Origin of the sequence: Paraburkholderia bannensis (assembly GCF_014200455.1) — a bacterium.
Lineage (GTDB): Bacteria > Pseudomonadota > Gammaproteobacteria > Burkholderiales > Burkholderiaceae > Paraburkholderia > Paraburkholderia bannensis_A.
Window position 1 is genome coordinate 98,736 of sequence record NZ_JACHBW010000009.1, and the last position, 20,997, is coordinate 119,732.

The following is a 20,997-nucleotide window of genomic DNA, read 5'->3' on the forward strand; positions in this document are numbered from 1 at the left end:
GAAGGGCTGCGTCCTGTCCACAAACCGGACAGGACGTGTCCAGTTTCGTGACAGCGATGCGCTCAGGCAGACGCGTCGCCCATGCCAAGCGCCGCCATCCGCGAGTAGAGCGTCTGGCGACTGATCCCGAGCCTGCGCGCCGCTTCGGCGCGATTGTCTCCCGCCGCGGCAAGCGCGTGGCTGATCAGCGCGCGTTCCAGCCGGGCCACGGCCTGCGCGAGTGGAAGCTCAAGCAGGCTGGCCGGTATCGTTTCCTCCTCGCGGTTCGTTGTCGGCGCGAGGAAGTCAAAATCTTCTCGCGTGAGCACCGGCCCCGGAGCAAGCGCGCCTGCTCGTTCGATCGCGTTGGCAAGCTCGCGGACGTTGCCCGGCCAGCTGAACGTGGCGAGCAGCCGTTGCGCGTCGGCCGCGAGGTGCTTGCGAGCGGCATCGGCGGATAACGTCGCGAGGAAGTGTTCAGCGAGCGGGAGGATATCCGCTACACGTTCGCGCAAGGGCGGCAAGTGCAGCGGAATCACGTTCAGGCGAAACAGCAGATCCTGACGGAAGCTGCCCGCATTCACCATCGATGCGAGATCACGATGGGTCGCGGCGACGAAGCGCACGTCCACGTCGACTACCCGGTTGGTGCCTAGCGGCATAATCTGGCGCTCCTGCAGCACGCGCAGAAGCTTCGCCTGCATGGCGAGCGGCATATCGCCGATCTCGTCGAGAAAGAGGGTGCCGCCGTGCGCTTCTTCGATACGTCCGCGCCGTTCGCCCTGGGCGCCCGTAAACGCGCCCCTGGCATGGCCGAATAGTTCGCTTTCGAGCAGATCCGCAGGTACCGCCGCGCAGTTCACCGCGACAAACGGGCCGCTCGCGCGAGCCGAAGCGCGATGCAGTACCCGCGCCGCGACTTCCTTGCCGGTTCCCGTTTCACCCGTGATGAGCACGGTGGCGTTGGTTCCCGCCGCACGGTCCAGCCGTTTTTGCACGTCACGCATGGCTTCGCTCACGCCAAGCAGCCGCGGCTCGCGCGGCTTCACTTCGTCGCTGAACCTACTGGTGGCGGCTGGTCTGGTCTGCGCCGTCAGGATACGGGCAAGCAGGGCGATGATCTGTTCGCGTCCGACCGGTTTAGTCAGATGTTCGTAAGCGCCCAGACGCATGGCGCCGATGGTGTTGTCGCTCGTCGCATGCGCGGTCAGCATCACGACTGGCACGGTGCGCAACGGCGCGGTTTCGCGCAGCGTCTGCAGCACGGCAAGACCGTCCGCGCCTGGCAAGCGGAAGTCGAGAAAAATGCAATCCGGCGTGGCGCGCTCGCCCAGCAAGGCAAACGCCTCCTCGCCGGAACGCGCCTCCAGCGCGTCATGGCCAAGATCCTGCACGGTTTCCGCGAGGCCTTCCCGAAAGCCGTCGTCGTCGTCGATGATCAGTATGGTCGCCATGGCAGGTCAATGACAAAGCAGGTTGGTTCCGGATCATCGGCAAGGAACGCCCGGCCGCCGTGCGCCTCGGCAATCTCGCGCACAACCGCAAGGCCAAGCCCCGAGCCATTCGGGCGGCCCGTGATAAACGGCTCGAAGATACGCTTTCTTTCACTCGCCTTCACGCCCGGGCCGTTGTCCCTGACCTCGAAGCGCAGACGCTCGCCACCGTCCGTTTTCGTGTGCCGTCCGGCGACCTTGACGTTGCCGCCCGCGGGCGCGTGCCGCAGCGCATTCACGATGAGATTGTCGAGCGCGCGCGCCATCTGGGTCGGGTCGAAGACTGGCTGCTCCAGTCCAGAGGCATCGACCTCGACGCACAGATCGATCTGCCGGCTTTGCGCATGGGGCTCGTGGGCGACGGTTAATTTGCCCAGCCAGTCGTTCAAATCGACTTCGCGAGGCGCAAGCATAACCGGCTGCGTCAGGGCGAGCAGACTCGTCACCTGGGTTTCGATACGTCCCACCTGCTCGATGATGGTCTTCAATGCAGCCTCGCGGCGCGCCTCGTCACCCGCAAGCGCATTCTCGGCTTTCAGGCGCATGGCGCCAGCGGGATTGCGGATCTCATGGGCAATCTGCGCGGCCATTTTCCCCAGGGCGCTGAAGCGCTCGGCGCGTGCGAGCTGGAGTCCCATCTCGCGTGTCTCGCGTTTTAGTCGTTCGGCGCGCTCGACGTAGCGGTTGAGCGCCTCGACGATCTGGTCCAGATCGCGTTCGCCGAGCCGGTCGAGTCGTTTGCCCTGCTCGAACTCGCCATCTTCCGCGAGCGCACGTTCGAGGCGCGTCAGATTTCGTTTCCAGCGCCTGAGGGCGATCGCGAGCACCACCGCCAGCACAACGATGAAGACGAGGACACCCGACAGAATTGTCGCGGCCCGCTCGCCATACGGACCAAGCGGCGGCCGCGCGCGCGTCAGCGTCCACGCGAGCAGGCCCGCATGGTGCGGCACGGGGCAGGCGACCGCCACCACGGCGTCGGCGCCGCTTGCAACCTCGCCGGTCCTGGTTTGACTGGCCTTCGCCGCGATATTCAGCGTGCGCAGAATCAGTGGCGTTTCGGCTTCGGGGATGTCGCGCTTGACGCCGCTACCCTCGTAGGTTGGAAACGCGTAGGCAAGAAAGCCATTCGGGATGTTCGATGCCGGCTCACTGGTCCAGAAGCCGCCTTCGATGCCCTCGGTCCGGATCAGCACGAGATCGAGGACGGCATGCATGAGATCGACGTTGGCTTCACCGGGCCGCTGCATCGATGCGTCATAGCGCGCCGCAACCGCTGCGCACGCCGCTGCGGCCTGCTGCCTGGCAGCCTCGACGCGCTCGCCAAGCGCCGATGACAAAACCAGCCAGACTGATGCAGCCAGCAGGCCGCATAGCACGGCAACCAGGATCCACAGCGCGAAAAGCTGCGTGGAGAACGAAGGTCTGGGCATGACGATCCATTATCCGTATTGGGATCCGACATGAAGCAAATTTCTCGCCACGGCAACCGGATGACGAAATCTGCGAGAACCGCTTCCGGACACCGCGCCGGAATCCGGGGCGCAGTGGCCTGGCATCCTCAGCGAAAATGGGTCTGGCGAAAGGAGGGCGATCGTAATCCGGACGTGTGTATCCGACGAAATGGCTCAGGTGCACCGCTACCTGGCAACGACCGGGAAGTTTGGGAAGATCGTGGTAACGGTTTGAGCGGCGAGGCGACGCCGCCTGACGCCGCCCGACTCTGCGAGGGGCGGGAATTCAACGCCCGACGGCGTCAGGCCGCGCGCAAATGGGCTTCGACTTGTGAATCACGGCGCGCTTTAAAGCGCGTGCTGCACCGTGCGGGCCGAATCCGTGATGTCCTGACCGAAACCGGCAATCGTGTTGCAGCCCGTCAGGCCGAGCGTAGTAGCGGCGGCCAGAAGAGCCGCCAGTGTGCGAATAGACATATCAACCCCGCGTTGTTATCGACAGCCGGCTGTGCGCTTTGCCGCGTTCTCTGAGCCAGCGTGGGCGAAAGTCTATCAGCACCTGGCGGGTTGGTGTCTTACACGAACTTTGTCGTGCGCTATCATCGCTTCCCGGTATCGCAAAAAAGCGCCGCGCCCATTGGCGCGCCTGTTACGTGTCTTCCGCCCGCTCAAGCACCTGTCGCCAACGATGTTCGATTTTCAGCTTTCCGGGGGCGTCCTGCTTCCGCACATGCAGTCGCTCGACGCGCTCCGGCTCGGCGGCATCGCCATCGCGCTGGTGCTCGGCGGCATGGTGAAGGGGGTGACCGGCATCGGCGTGCCGCTCGTCGCCATGCCGATCCTCACGCACTTCCTGCCCGTCAAGCAGGCCGTGCTGCTGCTATCGATGCCCATCATCCTCGGCAATATTCCGCAGGCGCTCGAAGGCGGCGAGTTCTGGAAGACGGTCAAGCAGGTCGCCGCGCCCTTGATCGGCACGGTGCTTGGCAATGTGGTGGGCGTGTCCTTGTTGATCCGGCTGGAGCCGCATCGCGCGCAGGCGGCCTCGGGGCTTGCGCTGATCGTCGCGGCTGCGTTGCTGCTCGCGTCGCCGAAGCTCACGCTCTCGCCCGCGCTGGTGAAGCCGGTGGGATTCGTGCTGGGTTTTGGCGCGGCGTTGATGGAGAGCATCGCCTCGGTGCCGGGGCCGTTGCTGGCGATGTATCTGATTGCCTCGGGTGCAACGGGGCGCGTGTTCACCAGGCAGATCGCCATCATCCTCGTGGTGTCGGTGCTCACGCTCATCACCACCTTCGGCAGCGGCGCGCATGCGAATGGCGCGGATCTGGGTATCTCGGCGCTGGCGAGTGTGCCTGCGATCATCGGCATGTTCTTGATTCGCCCTTTGCGCGATAAATTGCATCCGCTGGCGTTTCGCGTCGTGGTGCTGGTATGCGTGCTGGCGGCAGCGGTGCAGATGATCTTGAAGTCAGGCGTGTTGTTGGCGATGTGACGGCATGCTCCGCACCATGCAAAAGCGCCCCGATGGGCGCTTTTGCGTTTCAGGCCAAAGCGCGTTTAACGCCCACGCTGGTCCACCGGCGTGAAATCAAAGCTCGCAAAGCTGCCGCCCTGATAACGCTGCGCCGTGGCATCCAGCGGATTCTGCTTCGCCAGAATCTCTTGCGCCCAGTCTTCCGCGTTCTGCCTGGGCTTATAGCCCAGGCGCTTCGCGTCGTCGTTCGATCCTTCCTGCAGCCAGTAGCTGCGCGTGTTGTTCGACACGCCCCACACAACGGCGAAGCCAATCGATTCGACGTTGATCACGCGATCGATCATGTGGAACAGGTCTTCGTGGCCGAACCATGTGCTCAGATGGCGCAATTCCGTGGGCTTGGGCAAGCAGCTGCCGATGCGCACATTCACGGTTTCGATGCCGTGCTTGTCCCAGTAGAGGCGCGCGAGCGATTCGCCCCACGCTTTCGAGAGCCCGTAAAAACCGTCCGGCCGGAACGCGCAGTCGAGATCGAGCTTGTCTTCGACCGGATACATGCCGATCGCGTGATTGGAGCTGGCGAACAGGATGCGCTGCGTGCCGTGACGGCGCGCGCCTTCATAGACTTCGACGAGACCGCGCAGATTGTTCTCGATGATCTCGGGCAGGGGACGCTCGACACTGGTGCCCGCCATGTGGATCAGCACGTCCACGCCGTCGAGCAGGCGGTCGACCACGGCGGGCTCGCGCAGGTCGCCGTGCATGACGTCTTCGCCGTCGAATAGCGGTTCGAGCGGACTGGTGCCGGCCGCGGAGCGCAGGTTCACGCCGCGCTCGTGCAGACCCTTGCGCAGGACGGTGCCGAGCTGGCCGGCTGCGCCGGACAATGCAACTTTCTTCACAGTGGTGTTACCTCTCTTGAAAACGCCAAAAGCCGGCGCCCTCCCGGGCACCGGCCGATGATGGGCCGATCAGGCTTTCACGTTCTGCGCGCCCTGCAACGAGGCGCTGGCGACGTTGTCGCGTTGCTGGTTCGAGATCAGACGCCAGGCGACGCAGGCGCCGATCAGGTCGAACAGCATCAGGCACACGAACAGAGGGTTATAGCCGATCGTGCTGGCCAATGCGCCGACGATGAGCGAAAACACCGTCGCGCCGAGGTAGCCGAACATGCCCGACAGACCCGTGGCCGTGGCGACTTCATGTTGGCCGAACACGTCCGACGAGAGCGTGAACAGGGCGCCCGAGATCGTCTGGTGTGCGAAGGTGCCGACGCAGAAGAGGGCAATAGCGGCGTAAGGGCTGGCGACGAGACCCACACAGGCCGGTCCGATCATCAGCACCGCGCCGGTCGTAATGACGAGCTTGCGCGAGGTGATCAGCGAGCAGCCGAACCAGCGGATAAAGAGCGGTGCGAGGTAGCCGCCGATCAGGCAGCCGAGGTCGGCGGCGAGGAAGGGCAGCCACGCGAACATGGCGATTTCCTTCAGGTTCATGTGCCGCACGGTCACCATATAGAGCGGAATCCATGCGCCAAAGGTCTGCCATGCCGGTTCCGCGAGCATGCGCGGAATGCCGATGCCCCAGAAGCGCCGCGTCTTGAGCACTTCCTTGAACGAGGCGCGCTTGCCGGCGCTCGCCTTCTGCGCTGCGGTCTGCCCGGCGCTGATGTAATCGGCTTCTTCCTGCGAGAGCTTCGGGTGCTCGGCGGGCGTCTTGAAGAACACCAGCCACAGTGCAACCCAGATCAGCGCCACGCCGCCCGTAAGCACGAAGGCGAATTGCCAGTTGTATTTGAGAATGCACCAGACCACCAGCGGCGGAGCGATCATCGCGCCAATCGACGTGCCGGTGTTGAGCCAGCCGGTGGCGACCGAGCGTTCTTTCGCCGGGAACCACATGCTGATGGACTTCATGCCGGCCGGGAAAATCGCCGCTTCGCTCATGCCCAGCAGGCCGCGGAAGAACGCCAGCGCGCCCCAACTGCCCGCCAGGCCGTGCAGCATATTGGCGATGGCCCAGCCGAACGCGAAGATCGCGAAGCCGATCTTGACGCCCACCGAATCCAGCACGAAGCCGGCGATGGGCTGCGCAAGCGCGTAACAGGCCTGGAAGGCGGTGACCACGTACGAGTACTGCTGCGTGGTCATGTGCATCGTCTGCGTGAGCGTGGGCGCCGCCACGGAAAGCGAACTGCGCGCGAGATAGTTGAAGATCGTGCCGATCATGATGAGACCGATGATCCACCACCGAACCCCTTTGATAGTCTTGCGTTGCACTGCTCGTCTCCTGCTTTGGCGGACGTCGGTTCCGTGAGGCGCGTGGCCCGCCGGTACGTCCTGATGGATGTTGTATGCGTGCGCTTTGCTGGGAGCGTAGCCGCGGCGCTTGTCATGCAACCCTGCGGTCCCGCTGCCGTTGTCCAACCGTTTCCGGTTCCTTCGACCTGACTGTGACCGGCCCGGATAAGGCCCGTCATGTAAGACATCATTCTATTTGTGGCAAAGTTGTAAAGCAAATATTGTTTGGATGGGGATTTCCCTGGGACTTCCCTGGCGCTTGAGTCGCGCTTGTGGGTTGTCAGGAAAGGCGCGGATCGTGGCTGGTTCAGCTGGACAGGCGCCGGAGCTGCGCTCCCGAGCCAATCCATCGCGACTTGCGCCGGTTGTCCGATAACCGCTCGCAAAACGAGTCACATCGGGCTGGTTGACAATTTTCATGTTGTATTACAACAATGCTGTCGTTGTGCTCGGCCACGCCCCTAGGAGCGGTCGGGCAACCCGCCTGCGCGACCCACGCGCGAATGGCCATAACACCGGAAACGGACGAGACACGATGAATTCACCCGCCATCCACGTGAGCGAACAAGCGCTCGAACAACTGCGACACGTCTCCACCGCGACGCTCACTACACAGCTGTTCAAGCACGGTCTGCGCAACGTCTTCATTCAGGGCGTGAAGCCGCTGGCGTCGCCGGCGGTGGGCACGCCCAATCTCGTCGGGCCGGCCTTCACGATGCGCAACATCCCGGCGCGCGAGGATCTCGACCAACTCAGCGCGTTCCAGAATCCCGAGCATCCGCAGCGCAAGGGTGTCGAGAGCGTGCCTGCCGGCGCGGTGCTCGTGCAGGACTGCCGTGGCGTGACCGACGCGGCTTCGATGGGATCGATCCTCGCCACGCGGCTGAAGATGCGCGGCGTGGCGGGCATGGTCTCGGACGGCGCGGTGCGCGATAGCGCGACCATCGCCGTGCTCGGCATGCCGGTTTATTGCGCGGGCGCGTCCGCGCCGCTCAATCTTTGCCGGCACCACACCGTCGATCTGAACGTGCCGATCGGCTGCGGCGGCGTGGCGGTGTTTCCCGGCGACATCCTCGTGGGCGACGCCGATGGCGTGGTCGTGATTCCGCGCCATCTCGCGGAGGAAGTCGCGCAGGCAGCCACGGAACAGGAAACGCTCGAATGCTTTATCACCGGGCGCATTGAAGCGGGCGCGGCGCTGCCCGGCACTTATCCGCCGAACGAGGCGACGCTCGCGGCCTACGCCGAGTGGAAGAAGGCGCGCGGCTGAATCACGGCGAAACGCAGCGGCAACAGCAAAAAAACAGCAAAAGTTTTCTCAATTTCCGATACGACATGCCGAAGTTTCAGGACCAGGACGTCATCGAAATCGTGCGCGGCGGCTCGCGTCTGCTGCTCGCGCCGCAAGCGGGCGGGCGGCTGCTGTCGTGGCATCTGCACGGCGCGCCCATCATCCACTGGCCCGATACCGCTGACTGGAGCGAGCCGGCGCTGGTGCGTGGCGGCAATCCGCTGCTGTTTCCTTTTATCGCGCGGCATCGCGTGGAGGGGCGCGTTGGCTTCTGGCGCGATGCTCAGGGCGTCGTGCGCGAGATGCCGCTGCATGGCTTCGCGCGCGATCTGCCGTTCGATGCGTGCGTCGATGCACAAGGCGCAGGCGTGCAGATGACGCTCACCGACAGTGACGCGACGCATGCGAGGTATCCGTTTCGTTTCCGCTTCGAGGCGCAGTATCGGCTGGTGGGCGAGGCGACGCTCGAAGTCACGCTCACCACGACGAACGCGGCCAACGCGGACGCGGGCAGCATGCCGTACTACGCGGGCCATCACTTCTATTTCGCGCTGCCGCACACGCAGCGCGGCGAGGCGACGCTCGCACTGCCGCGCACGGTGTATCGGCATCAACTGGCTGATGGCGCGACGACCGAGCCGCAGCCGGGCGCGACGCGTTACCGATTCGACGATCCTCGGATCGTCGATCGCTTCCATTGCCTCGACGGCGAACCTGCCTCGCCCGTGCGCATCGAAATGCCGACGCTCAACCGAGCCATCGAAATCGACTTGAAGCGCCCTGGTTCGCTGCCGTGGTATGCCGTCACCACGTGGACGCTTGCGCCGGAATCGGACTTTTATTGCGTCGAACCGTGGCTCGGGTTGCCCGATGCGATCCACCACGGTCTGGGGCTGCGCTGGCTCGCGCCGGGTCAGAGCGAAACCGCGACGCTGCGTATCGCCGTGAGCGCGCTGCGATCCTGATGGGTGGAAAACAACGTTGTGACGCGCAGAAGCCTTGCCGGAAGGGGAGATTCGTTCTGTGGGCGTCTCATATGACTTACAATCCCCGACACACCTGACAACTCACCGCGTAGTACCAGACCATGGCTGAGCAGAAAGCGCCCAATATGCCGGCGCGGATTTACAGCGACATCCTGAACCGCATCATCGAAGGCGAATACAAGGAAGGCGAACGCCTGCCGACCGAGCACATGCTCGCCGAGCGCTTCGCCACCTCCCGGCCCACCGTGCGCGAAGCGCTCGCGCAACTGCGCGCCGACGGCATCATCGCCACGCGGCACGGTTCGGGCACCACGGTCATGCGCCGTCCCGATCCGGACGTGCGCCGCTTCGCGCCGCTCGAATCGTTGTCGGACATCCGTCGTTGCTACGAATATCGCGTGGTGGTGGAGGCGGGCGCGGCGGCGCTCGCTGCGCAAAAAGCCGACGATGCCGACATTACGGCCATCCGTCGCGAATGGGACAATCTGCAGACCATCATCGAAACCTCGGGCATTGGCGCGAAGGACGATTTTGCGTTCCATATGGCCGTGGCGCGCGCCTCGAAGAATTCGTTCTTCATCACCGCGCTCTCGGGCATCCAGGAGCAGATGGTGTTCAGCATGAATCTGTCGCGCAACCTCTCCCTCGTCAAGTCGATCGAGCGTCAGCGCATCGTGCAGCAGGAGCATCTGGAAGTGCTCGAAGCGATCCAGGCACGCGACGCCGTGCGAGCCTCGGAAGCCATGCGCGAGCACCTCGAACATGCGGTCAACCGGATGTTTGGCTCTTGATCTGCGCTTGATTGGCGCTTAATCGGCACTTGATTGTCGATTGAAAGGCGGCGCGATGCCGCCTTTTTTGCGTTCGTTCTTGCTTCATTTCGCGTTTTGCGGTCAGCGGGTTTCGTTTCCGAACGCTTTATCCTGTGGCTTTATCCGGTGTCTTTCCAATGGGAAACACGATGCGATCGACCGTCTTTCGCGCCACTGCCGCGGCGCTGCTGGCCAGTGCGCTCTACGCCTTATTCGTTGATAGCGCTCAAGCGAGCCGTGCGCATGCTTCTAACGGGCGTCCCGTGGACGCGATCGCCAGCGCGCGCATGCCGGTCGATACGCCGCAAGGTCACGCCGACTTTGCGCTCGACCTGAGCGCCGACTGGAATACGCCGCAGCCCCAGATCGTGCGCGCCGTGATCGTGCTGCATGGCCGCCTGCGCAACGCCGACGATTACTTCCGCACGGCGCAGCGCGCGCGCGAGGCGGCGGGCGGCGATCCTGCCAGCACGCTGCTGATTGCGCCGCAGTTCCTTTCGACTGACGATGCGCGCGTCTTTCACTCGCCGCCGGATCTCCTGAGCTGGCATGCGAACGCATGGATGGGCGGCGCGCAAGCAAAGACCGGCGCGCCCATCGGCGCTTATGCCGTACTCGACGTGATCGCGCACCGTCTCGCCGACAAACAGCGCTTCCCCAATCTGAAGACGATTGTGTTCGCGGGACATTCGGGGGGAGCGCAGGTGTTGCAGCGCTATGCGCTTGCCTCGGATGCGCCGGATGAACTGGCGCGGGCAGGTATCGACGTGCGGTTCGTGGTAGCCAGCCCCTCGTCGTATGCGTACTTTGATGCGCAGCGTCCGGTCGCCTTCGACGCTGCGAGTTGTCCCGGTTTCGATAACTGGAAATACGGCCTGCAGGCGCGCCCTGCGTTTCTGCGCGAACGTTCGCCCGAGCAACTGGAAGCACGCTACGCGCAGCGCCATATCCTCTATCTGGTGGGCGGCGAAGACCACGATCCCAACTCGGCCTCGCTCGACAAAAGCTGCGCCGCCATGGCGCAAGGACCGCAACGCCTCGCGCGCGCCGAAAGCTTCTTCGACTACCTCCAGCGCCGCAATCCGGGGGCTCTGAATCAGAGGTTTCATGTCGTGCCGGGCGTCGGACACAACGAGGCGCGCATGCTTACCTCGCACTGCGCACTCAATATGATGTTCGACGTGGGAAGTTGCGACGACTGATGGGCTGGCCGACATGCGCCGCGTGGCCGAAAGGAAACGTTCAGGTCTTAACGACGTCGATCGGCAATATTTGCACTGAAAAGAAAAAGCGGGCTTCGTTTACACGAAACCCGCTTTTTACACGGCTGCGACGCCGCGTGGGCGTCCAGCCGGAAACCTTGCGTCTGGCTCAGGCCGTTTGCTTTGCAGCGCGCGTGGCTTGAGCAGCCGCCTTCGATGCGGCCTTGGTGACGGCGTCGATGTTGCTTTCGGCGATTTCGGTGGCTTGGCGCGCAGCCTTGTTCACCGAGTCAAACGCGCCTTGCGCTGCCGTGATGGCCGACTTGAACGCGGCGATCGCGCTTTCCGAACCGGCCGGTGCGTTCTTGGCGGCGCTGTCGACGAACGACTGAACGGCGCGTTGCTGTTGTTCGAACTGGCTCTGGGCGGCTTCGCTGAGTTCCGAGTGCGTAGCCGAGACGATTGCATAGACGTTGCGGCCGTAGGCCAGCGCCTTTTCGGCGGCGGGCTGTGCGAAGCCGGCTTGCAGGGCGAAGAAGCCTTGCGGGTCCTTCACCGACAGCGTGCGCTGGGCGTGTTCCTGGCCTTCAGCGATCGCGGCGCGGGCCGTTTCGATGTTCAGTTCGGCGAGCTTGACTGCGCTCTCGAATGCCTTCGTCGTCAAGCCGAAGAGGGTTTCGAGGCCAGCTTTCTGGGTGGCGGCGAATTGTTCGGGAGTAGGCAGAGTCATGTCGTCGTTCCTGATGGTGGACCGCTACGCGTCGGTTCCGTGAAAAGAAGAAAGCGTTCTATCGATCACCGGTTCGCGTATTGGTGCGATGCAGCAATCTAGCTCCATAATATCTCAAAAGTAACGCGTGTCAAGCGTTATGTTGTGCATCGCAGCATTTCAGTAAATGCTTGATTCGAATTAAAAATTTGCTGACATCGGCAACCATCGATCGGCGATCGGTCAGCGACGGGTCAGCGCGAAAATTTCCGATTTGAAACGCATGAAATTTCCGTTCTCCAGTGGATATTCCGAACGGAAACGTTACTGGCGTGGCGCTCCTTTCCGCCATCTCGCCGACCGATCCGAAGTGATTCGCAGGCTGGGGCGGTGCGCTAGCGCCGTTCCGGCCTTTTTACATGCGCATTCCTGCGGATTCATGCGCATCCAGGCTGACAATCCCGCCATTTTGCAGCTTCTGCAGTGTCAGGTGCGAGGGCGCATAATGCGCCGTGCGCCAAAATGGGTGCGACGCTTCGGCCATGCACGATCCTTGTTTTGCGCGTGCGGGAATAAACGCCCCGCGCCGCGCGTTATCTCCTACTGAAACGTTACGGCCCGCCCTCGTGAAAACTTCTTTTTCCGCCGAATCGAGCTTTTCCGCCGCCGCGCCCGCGCAGAAATACACGCGCGTGGCCGTGCTGCTGCACTGGTCGATTGCCTTGCTGATGCTGGGCAATGTCGCGCTCGGCCTGACGGCTGCGCTGCTGCCCGACGGTACGCTCTCCGACGAAAACATCCGCTTCGTGATCGACACCCACAAGTCCATCGGCATCACCGTGCTCGGGCTGGCGATCCTGCGTGTGCTGTGGCGTCTGACGCACCGTCCGCCGCCGCTGCCGGCCGAGTTCCCCATGTGGGAGCGCGCCGCTGCACACGCGGCCCATATCGCGCTCTATGTGCTGATCTTCGCGATGCCGCTCACGGGCTGGCTGCACGATTCAGCCTGGGTGGCCGCGGCCTCGCATCCCATGTATCTGTTCGGACTGTTCCAGTGGCCGCGCATCGGCTTCATCATGAATCTCGATGCGGCCACCAAGGACCAGCTTCACGAGCAGTTCGGCGCGCTGCACACGGCGTGCAGCTATGCGCTCTATGGCGTGCTCGCGCTGCATGTCGCGGGCGCGCTCAAGCATCAGTGGATCGACCGTCATTCGGTGCTGCGCCGGATGATGCCCTGAACGACCCAGTGTGAAGCCAAAAGTGACTAATAGTCAGTAAAAGGGATTGTCTTGAACGACTCGCTCGACCAGGCGCTTGCGCGCACCTCGCCGCGCATCGCGCCGCCGCCCACGCCGCTCATCAGCATCGTGATTCATCTGGGCGTGATGCTGCTCTGGTGCGTGCTGTTCGCACGCGCGTTCTTCCTGCAAGGGGTGGTCGCGTGGTCGACCGGCATCGCCTACGTGATTTACGACACCGTGCTGCTGATCTTCGTGGCATGGCAGGCGCGCGTGCTGTTGCAGCCGTACGAAAGCGCGTACCTGGCCGCGCCTGCATCGTCCGCGTTGCCAACGCTCGGCGTGATCGTCGCGGCCCACAACGAAGCGGGCGTTCTGCCGATCACGCTCGACGCCTTGTTCGCGCAAACGCGTGCGCCGCGCCAGATCGTCATCGCCGACGATGGCTCGACCGATAGCACCGCCGCTTTGTTAGTGAAGCACTACGGCCTGAGCGATCCGGGCGAAGGCCGCATGAGCGAGCCATCGGCGCAATATCCGAATCTGCGCTGGTTGAAGCTCGCGCACGGCGGCAAGGCGCGCGCCCTGAACGCAGCGCTCTGCGCAATGGACACCGACGCAGTCATGACCGTCGATGCCGACACGCTGCTCGAACCCGACGCCTGCGCCGCCATGGCCGATGCCTTCGCGCGTCAGCCTACGCTTGTGGCGGCGGCGGGGCTCCTGACGCCGGTTTGCGGCACCTCGCCGAGCGGGCGCTTTTTCCAGTGGTTCCAGACCTACGAATACATCCGCAATTTCATCTCGCGCTTCGCGTGGATGCGCGCGGATAGCCTGCTGCTCGTTTCGGGCGCATTCGCCGCGTTCCGTCGCGAGGCCGTGGTGACGGTGGGCGGCTTCGATCCTCATTGCCTTGTAGAGGATTACGAACTGATTCACCGGTTGCGCCGTTATTCGGCGCGTGAAGGGCTGGCTTGGGACGTGCGCGTGATTGGTTCGGCACGGGCCACAACGGACGCGCCCGGCACGCTCGCGAGTTTTCTGCGTCAGCGCCGCCGCTGGTTCGCGGGCTTCTTGCAAACGCAGTACTGGTATCGCGACATGACCGGCAATCGCCGCTACGGCAAACTCGGGCTCATGATGCTGCCGGTGAAGGCCTTCGATACCGTGCAGCCGATCTACGGTCTCACGGCGTTCGTGCTGCTGCTGGGTTTCCTGTTCGACGGGCGCTTTACGATTGTCTTACCGGTGCTGGCGGTGATCGTCGGCAAGATCGTTATCGATCTCGCGTTCCATCTGTTTTCCGTGCATCTGTATCGACGCTGGAGTGGCGACCGCAAGAGTTCGAGCTTCGGCATGGCGCTGCTGGCGGCGATCTTCGAACCCTTCTCGTTCCAGTTGATGCGCCATACCGGCGCGGCAATGGGCTGGCTGCATTTTCTGCTCGGGCGGCGCAAATGGGGCGTTCAGCAGCGCACCGGACTGGGCGTGCAACAACGGCGCGAAACGGCGGCGCAATCTCGCGGACTGGGCAAGCGCGGCACTTGCGGCTAGACTGCACCATGATGAGGCGTCGAATCGTAATGCCGTCCGGCCGCGCGAATGCGCCCGAAAACATGCACCATTCGGGCGCGTGAATGTTATGACAAGCGCTTGAAACAGGCATGGGCAATCGCATTCCGGTGATGGCATACGCCTTGCTTTTTGTAGCGTATCGCAGTGCGCGGCTCATGACGCGATGTCATGGTTCAGGTCGTGCCGCTGCATCCACGCGCGAGAACGAGCGATGCAAGTCCATGACGAAATGCGCGACGAGGGCGCGGTGCGCCCGCATTATGAACGCTTTCAGCACTGGCTGGAGCGGCAGACCAGCGAGACGATGGCGCGCAAACGCGCGGAGGCGGATCTGCTGTTCCGCCGCGTCGGCATCACGTTCGCGGTCAACGGCGATCTCTCGGGCACCGAACGGCTGATTCCGTTCGATCTCATTCCCCGCATTATTCCCTCTGACGAATGGGCCGCGCTCGAACGCGGACTGCGTCAGCGCGTGCAGGCGCTCAATCTGTTTCTGCACGACGTTTATCACGAACGCAATATCGTACGTGCCGGCGTGATTCCCGCCGAGCAGGTCTATACCAATGCGCAGTATCGGCCCGAGATGCAAGGGATCGATCTGCCGTTGGGCATCTACGCGCATATCGCCGGCATCGACATCGTGCGTGACGGCCGCGATGGCGGCTTCTACGTGCTGGAAGACAATCTGCGCGTGCCCTCGGGCGTTTCGTACATGCTCGAAAACCGCAAGATGATGATGCGGCTCTTTCCCGACCTGTTCGTTCAGCACAAGGTCGCGCCGGTCGCGCACTATCCCGATCTGCTGCTCGAAACGTTGCGCTCGTGCGCGCCCGATGGCGTCGACGATCCGGTTGTCGTGCTGCTCACGCCTGGCATGTACAACTCCGCGTATTTCGAGCACACCTTTCTTGCGCAGCAGATGGGTGTGGAACTGGTTGAAGGCAGCGACCTGTTCGTGGAGGACAACTACGTATTCATGCGCACGACCAAAGGGCCGCGCCGCGTGGACGTGATCTATCGCCGCGTCGATGACGACTTTCTCGATCCGCTGGCGTTCCGGGCCGATTCCGCGCTTGGCGTGCCGGGTCTGCTCACCGCCTATCGCGCGGGGCGCGTGGTGCTCGCGAACGCAATGGGCACCGGCGTGGCCGACGATAAATCGATCTATCCCTACGTGCCGGACATGATCGAGTTCTATCTGGGCGAGAAGCCGATACTCAACAACGTACCCACCTGGCAGTGCCGCCGCCCCGACGATCTGGCCTATGCGCTCGACCATCTGCCCGAACTCGTCGTGAAGGAAGTGCATGGCGCGGGCGGCTACGGCATGCTGGTTGGCCCGGCTTCGACGCACGAGGAAATCGAGGCGTTTCGCGCCCGGCTGATCGCGCGGCCCGGCAACTATATCGCGCAGCCTACGCTATCGCTTTCCGCATGCCCGACCTTTGTCGAGGCGGGCATCGCGCCACGCCACATTGATTTGCGTCCATTCGTGCTGTCGGGCAAGACGGTGCAGATGGTAGCGGGCGGCCTCACGCGCGTAGCGCTCAAGGAGGGCTCGCTGGTCGTGAATTCGTCGCAGGGCGGTGGCACCAAAGACACCTGGGTGCTCGAATGAGCGCGCCCATGGATTATGCAAAAGATCCGACGAAAAACACTGCACAACGCGTATTGAAAGAGGAGCGAGCATGCTGAGCCGTACCGCCGATCACCTGTTCTGGATGGCCCGTTATATGGAGCGTGCGGAGAACACCGCGCGCATGCTCGACATCAACCTGACGGCGCTGCTCTTGCCCGGCAACGCCGATGACGAAGCGCGCACCCATCGAGCGGTGCTGCGTATTTCCGAGCTGGATACGGCTTTCGACGAGCGCCACGAAAAGACGACGCGCAATAACGTGCTGCAGTTTCTCGTTGCAGACCCAACGAATCCATCGAGCATCTACTCGTGTTTGCAGGCGGCGCGTGAAAACGCGCGCGCGGTGCGCGGCACGCTCACTACCGAGTGGTGGGAGACTGTCAACGACACCTGGCTGCAATTCTCCGAACTGCTGCGCGGCGACACCCTGGCCACGCATCCTGAGTCGCTGTTCGAGTGGGTGAAGTTCCGTTCGCATCTGTCGCGCGGCGTGCGGGTGGGCACGGCGTTGCAGGACGATGCGCTGTTCTTCACGCAACTCGGGACCTTCCTTGAGCGCGCCGACAATACCGCGCGCATTCTGGACGTGCGTTTCGTCGAGGTGGATCAGGCCGATTCGCGCTCAGCAGCGCGCCAGCTGGAAGACTTTTATTACTGGACCTCGATTCTGAGTTCAGTGTCTGCGCTGGAGATTTATCGCAAGGTGTATCGCGATGTGGTGACACCTGCGCGTGTGGTGGAGTTGCTGATTCTGAACCAGCAGATGCCGCGTTCGCTGCTCGCTTCGATGGAAGGGGTGTGCGTGAATCTGGCGATGCTGCGCACCGATGCGTCACGCGAAGTCGAGCGCACTGCGGGCAAGCTGCGCGCAGAACTCCTGTACGCGGATTTGCGGCAGATTTTCTCCGTGGGCGTGCATACGTTCCTCACCCAGTTTCTCGCGCGCGTCTATGAACTGGGCAACCAGGTGGCGCGCACGTATCTGATGCTGCCGGTGGGCTAGTACGATGCCTGGTCGTTCGCATTCCAGATCGATTCGTTGAAGGATATTCGCCATGCAGCTCGCGATTCGTCACGACACCGTTTATCGCTACGACGCGCCGGTGCACTATTCGATCCAGCAATTGCGGCTCGCGCCGCTCACCACGTCTTCGCAGATCGTCACGCAATGGCATGTGGATGCGCCGGGAAAACTCGACGCGAGTCGCGATGCCTATGGCAACACGCTCATGACGCTGGTGCTTTCGCGTCCGCACCGTGAAATACGGCTGCGCGTGCGCGGCGAAGTGGAAACCGTGCCGCTCGCGCAGGGCCGTTTGACCGAAGGCGAGGGGCCGATTCCCACCTGGCACTTCACCTCGCCCACGCGACTCACGGAGGCCGATGCGGCACTCACCGAATTTGCGCAAAGCCTCGGGCCGTTGGACGACGCGGCTTCGCTTCTGGAGGCGGCATCGCGCATCACGGAGCAGGTGCGCTATGAATCCGGCGTGACCGATGTCACCCATACTGCAGCCGATGCGTTTTCGCTCGGCCGTGGCGTGTGTCAGGATCACGCGCATGTGATGCTGGCGGTATGTCGTGCGCGCGGCGTACCCGCGCGTTACGTGAGCGGCTATTTCGCGCCCGGCGATGTGCCTGAAATGGCGAGCCACGCCTGGGTGGATGTCTGGCTCGACAACGGGTGGGTGACGTTGGACGTCACGCACGCGTGTTTCGCAAGCGAAAAGTACTGCCGGATCGCAGTAGGGCGCGACTATGAAGCGGCTGCGCCGGTGCGCGGGCGACGTATCGGCGGCCTTGGAGAAACGCTCGACGTCAGCGTGCGGGTTAGCGCGAGCGACACGCAGCAACAGCAGCAATAGTTTTCTCTTTATACGAAAGGAAACTCCGCCGAACGGCGCGGGTTTCCAATCAGCAACACCGCACCGGCGAGCATGCGAAAATCGCGGCTACGTGCAAGTCACGCACGAGCCGATTCGAAGGACAACTATGACGTACTGTGTAGCGTTAGCGGTGGAAGAGGGGCTGGTTTTCCTGTCGGATACGCGTACCAATGCTGGGGTCGATCACATCAGCACGTCGCGCAAGATGGCGGTGTTCGAAGAGCCCGGCGAGCGCGTGCTGGTGCTGCTGGTGGCTGGCAATCTGGCGATCACACAGGCGACGCTGCAAGTGCTGACCGAGCAGCGCGACAGCGCGCAACCCTCGCTGTGGAGTGCGCCGGGCATGGTGGAAGCCGCGCGCATTGTGGGCGAGGCCGTGCGCGAAGTGCATCGGCGCGATGCGCAAGCGCTCAAGGAGTTCAACATCGATTTCAATTGCAGCTTTATTCTTGGCGGCCAGATTCGGGACCAGGCCATGCGCGTGTTCCAGATCTACGCCGCGGGCAATTTCATCGAAACATCGAGCGTCAATCCGTACTTCCAGATCGGCGAATCGAAGTACGGCAAGCCGATCATCGACCGCGTGCTCACGCCGCGCACGCCGCTTGGCGAGGCCGCCAAATGCGCACTGATCTCGATGGATTCCACGCTGCGTTCGAACCTTTCCGTGGGGCTGCCGCTCGATTTGCTGGTCTACGAACGCGATTCGCTGCGGGTGACGCGCTATGCGTCGCTCGATCATTCGAACGCCTATTTCCAGATGCTGCATTCGACCTGGGGCGAACGCCTGCGTCAGGTGTTTGGCGAGATTCCCGATCCGCTCTGGACCGACGAAGGTGACGTGCCGCGCCACGAGCGCGTGGAGTTGCCGGCCGTGCTGCGGCCGCCTCTCGAAGGGCAGCGGGCGGACAGCGTCGCCGCGCGCCCCGCACAGACGCTCGCGCAAGGGCCTCAGCCGGCGATGCCGCCGCGCAACAGCTGATTTTTCTCTTTCGACCTGCCTGAACCGCGCGGCAGTGTGCCGTGCGGTTTCGCTCGCACGTGTCACGGATCTGTCATGCGCCGGGCCTGCGCGCGGGCTGCTTCGCGCGGTATCCTCCTCCAGGATGTAATCATGTCGGCGTGCGCAGCGCGCCCTTTGACCGGAACGAGGAGGCAGGCTGATGAAGCATGATGACCCCAAGGCTGCGGATCAGAACGAGCATCAGAAAAGCGATCCAGGCGATGCAAGCGGCGCCCCCCACGATCCCGCGCGCCGGCGCGTGCTGGGCGGCCTCGCCGCGGTGGGCGTGGGCCTCGCGCTGAGCGGTTGCCAGTCCCCGGAGACGAATGCGGGTCTCGGTCCGCGCAGCGCCGGCGATGCGCGCGTCGATGCCGCGCTGCGCGACCAGGTGCGCCACATCGTGGTGATCTACGCCGAGAATCGCAGCTTCAACAATCTCTATGGCAATTTTCCCGGCGTGCAGACGCCGCTTGCTGGCGTGAGCGCGTCGCGCTACGCGCAACTCGACCGCGACGGCAAGACGCCGCTCACGCAGTTGCCAAAGATCTGGGGCGGCCTGGTTCCGCAGGCGCAGGAACTGGACGGCAAGCGCTACATGATCGGCGAGCAGGCGATCGCGGGGCTGGCGAATCAGCCGTTTCGCATCGTCGACGCGCAAGGCCAACCGTTGCCGAACGGAATCATTACGCGCGATCTGGTGCACCGGTTCTATCAGAACCAGATGCAGATCAACGGCGGGCGCAACGACCAGTTCGCTGCGTGGGGCGATTCGGGCGCCCTCGTGATGGGCTATTACGAGAACTCCGCCGAGAGCTTGAGGCTCTGGCAACTCGCCCAGCAGTACACGCTTTGCGACAATTTCTTCATGGCGGCCTTCGGCGGCTCATGGCTCAACCATATCTATCTGATTGCCGGGCAGCCGCCGTATTACCCCAACGTCCAGTCGAGTCCCGCGAAGCATCTGGTCTCCGTGCTCGACGGCGACGATCCGCTCGGCACGCGGCTCAAGCTTGCGGCCAGCAACCCGGCATCGGCGCTGGGCGGCCCGCCGAAATTCGTCAACGACGGCGCCTTCACACCCGACGGCTACGCGGTCAACACGATGGCCCCGCCGTACCAGCCCAGCAGCGTGCGGCCCGCCGAGGATGGCAATCCGGCCTGGGCCGATCCTTCCGATCCGCGCGTGATGCCGCCGCAAACTTTTGCCACCATCGGCGACCGGCTCTCGGCCAGGGGCGTGGAATGGGCCTGGTATAGCGGCGCGTGGCAGTTCGCGCTCGACCACCGCGACACGGGCTCGGTGCCCGATTTCCAGTACCACCATCAGCCCTTCAACTACTTCGCCAACTTCGCGCCGGGAACCACGGAGCGCGCGCGGCATCTGCGCGACGCAGGCGTGGGCGACGATCCGGCCACCAACCGCCTGCTCGCCGATATCGATGCGGGACGCCTGCCGGCCGTCACCTTCTACAAGCCACAAGGCAACCTGAACATGCATGCGGGCTATGCCGATGTGGAGTCCGGCGACCGCCATGTTGCCGCTGTGATCGAGCATCTGCAGCGCAGCCCGCACTGGGCCAACACCGTGGTCGTGATGACGCACGACGAGAATGGCGGCTGGTGGGACCCGGTCGCGCCGCCCACGGGCGACCGCTGGGGGCCGGGCTCGCGCGTTCCGGCGCTGGTGATCGCGCCGTTCGCAAAGAAGGGGTATGTGGACCACACCTTCTACGACACCAACTCGATCCTGCGCTTCATCAGCCGGGTCCACGGACTCGCGCCGCTCGACGGCGTAGCGTCGCGCGACAAGGCTTTTGCGGCGCGCGGGCAGACGCCGCCGGGCGACCTCACGGCGGCGCTCGATCTGGCGTGAAGAAGGCGGCAGAAGAGGACGGCAGAAAAGGACGACAGGAGCCGAGGTGGGCGACCGGAGCAGATGGCGAGCAAAAGTTG

The 20,997-nt window shown here is 63.5% G+C and carries 19 protein-coding genes; 12 read left to right on the plus strand and 7 right to left on the minus strand.

Annotation, left to right across the window (positions count from 1 at the left end; all coding sequences use genetic code 11):
- Window positions 1–62: 62 nt before the first annotated feature.
- From F4827_RS16475 to F4827_RS35335, 3 genes are all read right to left on the minus strand, one after another.
- Window positions 63–1,433 (minus strand): sigma-54 dependent transcriptional regulator, encoded by a 1,371-nt coding sequence (locus F4827_RS16475; RefSeq protein ID WP_183725031.1) that lies wholly within the window; start codon window positions 1,431–1,433, stop codon window positions 63–65.
- On the minus strand, window positions 1,418–2,905 hold the full coding sequence (locus tag F4827_RS16480; protein WP_183725032.1) for a HAMP domain-containing sensor histidine kinase: 1,488 nt from the start codon (window positions 2,903–2,905) through the stop codon (window positions 1,418–1,420). The genes F4827_RS16475 and F4827_RS16480 overlap by 16 nt, the downstream gene beginning before the upstream one ends.
- A gap of 369 nt (window positions 2,906–3,274) precedes the next feature.
- Window positions 3,275–3,403 (minus strand): hypothetical protein, encoded by a 129-nt coding sequence (locus tag F4827_RS35335; RefSeq protein WP_260175247.1) that lies wholly within the window; start codon window positions 3,401–3,403, stop codon window positions 3,275–3,277.
- Between the two features lie 211 nt (window positions 3,404–3,614).
- On the opposite strand from F4827_RS35335, the gene F4827_RS16485 reads away from it, so the two are divergent.
- Window positions 3,615–4,418, plus strand: a complete 804-nt coding sequence (locus F4827_RS16485; protein WP_183725033.1) for a sulfite exporter TauE/SafE family protein — start codon at window positions 3,615–3,617, stop codon at window positions 4,416–4,418.
- Window positions 4,419–4,483: 65 nt separating this feature from the next.
- Here the strand turns inward: F4827_RS16485 and F4827_RS16490 are convergent, their stop codons facing one another.
- Both F4827_RS16490 and F4827_RS16495 read right to left on the minus strand, forming a co-directional pair.
- On the minus strand, window positions 4,484–5,302 hold the full coding sequence (locus F4827_RS16490; protein ID WP_183725034.1) for an NAD(P)-dependent oxidoreductase: 819 nt from the start codon (window positions 5,300–5,302) through the stop codon (window positions 4,484–4,486).
- 69 nt (window positions 5,303–5,371) lie between these two features.
- Window positions 5,372–6,679 (minus strand): MFS transporter, encoded by a 1,308-nt coding sequence (locus F4827_RS16495; RefSeq protein WP_409258802.1) that lies wholly within the window; start codon window positions 6,677–6,679, stop codon window positions 5,372–5,374.
- Between the two features lie 556 nt (window positions 6,680–7,235).
- On the opposite strand from F4827_RS16495, the gene F4827_RS16500 reads away from it, so the two are divergent.
- The 4 genes from F4827_RS16500 (at window position 7,236) to F4827_RS16515 (ending at window position 10,991) form a co-directional block, all read left to right on the plus strand.
- Window positions 7,236–7,970, plus strand: a complete 735-nt coding sequence (locus F4827_RS16500) for a ribonuclease activity regulator RraA (RefSeq protein ID WP_183725035.1) — start codon at window positions 7,236–7,238, stop codon at window positions 7,968–7,970.
- Between the two features lie 65 nt (window positions 7,971–8,035).
- Window positions 8,036–8,956, plus strand: a complete 921-nt coding sequence (locus F4827_RS16505; protein WP_183725036.1) for an aldose epimerase — start codon at window positions 8,036–8,038, stop codon at window positions 8,954–8,956.
- Window positions 8,957–9,078: 122 nt separating this feature from the next.
- The gene (locus tag F4827_RS16510; RefSeq protein WP_183725037.1) at window positions 9,079–9,768 is read left to right on the plus strand and encodes a FadR/GntR family transcriptional regulator; all 690 of its coding nucleotides are present in this window, start codon (window positions 9,079–9,081) and stop codon (window positions 9,766–9,768) included.
- A 170-nt stretch (window positions 9,769–9,938) separates the two neighbouring features.
- A complete protein-coding gene (locus F4827_RS16515) occupies window positions 9,939–10,991 on the plus strand; it encodes an alpha/beta hydrolase (protein WP_260175248.1) in 1,053 nt (350 codons plus the stop codon).
- Between the two features lie 169 nt (window positions 10,992–11,160).
- On the opposite strand, the gene phaP is transcribed toward F4827_RS16515, so the two are convergent.
- Window positions 11,161–11,721, minus strand: coding sequence for a TIGR01841 family phasin (gene phaP, locus F4827_RS16520; protein WP_183725038.1), 561 nt, complete (start codon window positions 11,719–11,721; stop codon window positions 11,161–11,163).
- Between the two features lie 394 nt (window positions 11,722–12,115).
- Window positions 12,116–12,244, minus strand: a complete 129-nt coding sequence (locus F4827_RS35340; RefSeq protein WP_260175249.1) for a hypothetical protein — start codon at window positions 12,242–12,244, stop codon at window positions 12,116–12,118.
- 82 nt (window positions 12,245–12,326) lie between these two features.
- On the opposite strand from F4827_RS35340, the gene F4827_RS16525 reads away from it, so the two are divergent.
- The 7 genes from F4827_RS16525 (at window position 12,327) to F4827_RS16555 (ending at window position 20,917) form a co-directional block, all read left to right on the plus strand.
- Complete coding sequence (locus F4827_RS16525; protein ID WP_311673622.1) at window positions 12,327–12,941, plus strand: cytochrome b; 615 nt, start codon at window positions 12,327–12,329, stop codon at window positions 12,939–12,941.
- Between the two features lie 51 nt (window positions 12,942–12,992).
- Window positions 12,993–14,495: a glycosyltransferase gene (locus F4827_RS16530; RefSeq protein WP_183725040.1), complete on the plus strand. Its 1,503-nt coding sequence runs from the start codon at window positions 12,993–12,995 to the stop codon at window positions 14,493–14,495.
- Window positions 14,496–14,727: 232 nt separating this feature from the next.
- Window positions 14,728–16,134 carry a circularly permuted type 2 ATP-grasp protein gene (locus F4827_RS16535; RefSeq protein ID WP_183725041.1) on the plus strand — a complete coding sequence of 469 codons (1,407 nt, stop codon included), beginning with the start codon at window positions 14,728–14,730 and terminating at the stop codon, window positions 16,132–16,134.
- Window positions 16,135–16,204: 70 nt separating this feature from the next.
- Window positions 16,205–17,158 (plus strand): alpha-E domain-containing protein, encoded by a 954-nt coding sequence (locus tag F4827_RS16540; RefSeq protein WP_183725042.1) that lies wholly within the window; start codon window positions 16,205–16,207, stop codon window positions 17,156–17,158.
- Window positions 17,159–17,210: 52 nt separating this feature from the next.
- Complete coding sequence (locus F4827_RS16545; protein WP_183725043.1) at window positions 17,211–18,020, plus strand: transglutaminase family protein; 810 nt, start codon at window positions 17,211–17,213, stop codon at window positions 18,018–18,020.
- Window positions 18,021–18,147: 127 nt separating this feature from the next.
- Entirely contained in the window at window positions 18,148–19,023 is an 876-nt protein-coding gene (locus tag F4827_RS16550; protein ID WP_183725044.1) for a proteasome-type protease, read from the plus strand.
- 178 nt (window positions 19,024–19,201) lie between these two features.
- Window positions 19,202–20,917, plus strand: coding sequence for an acid phosphatase (locus F4827_RS16555; RefSeq protein ID WP_409258806.1), 1,716 nt, complete (start codon window positions 19,202–19,204; stop codon window positions 20,915–20,917).
- Window positions 20,918–20,997: the final 80 nt, after the last annotated feature.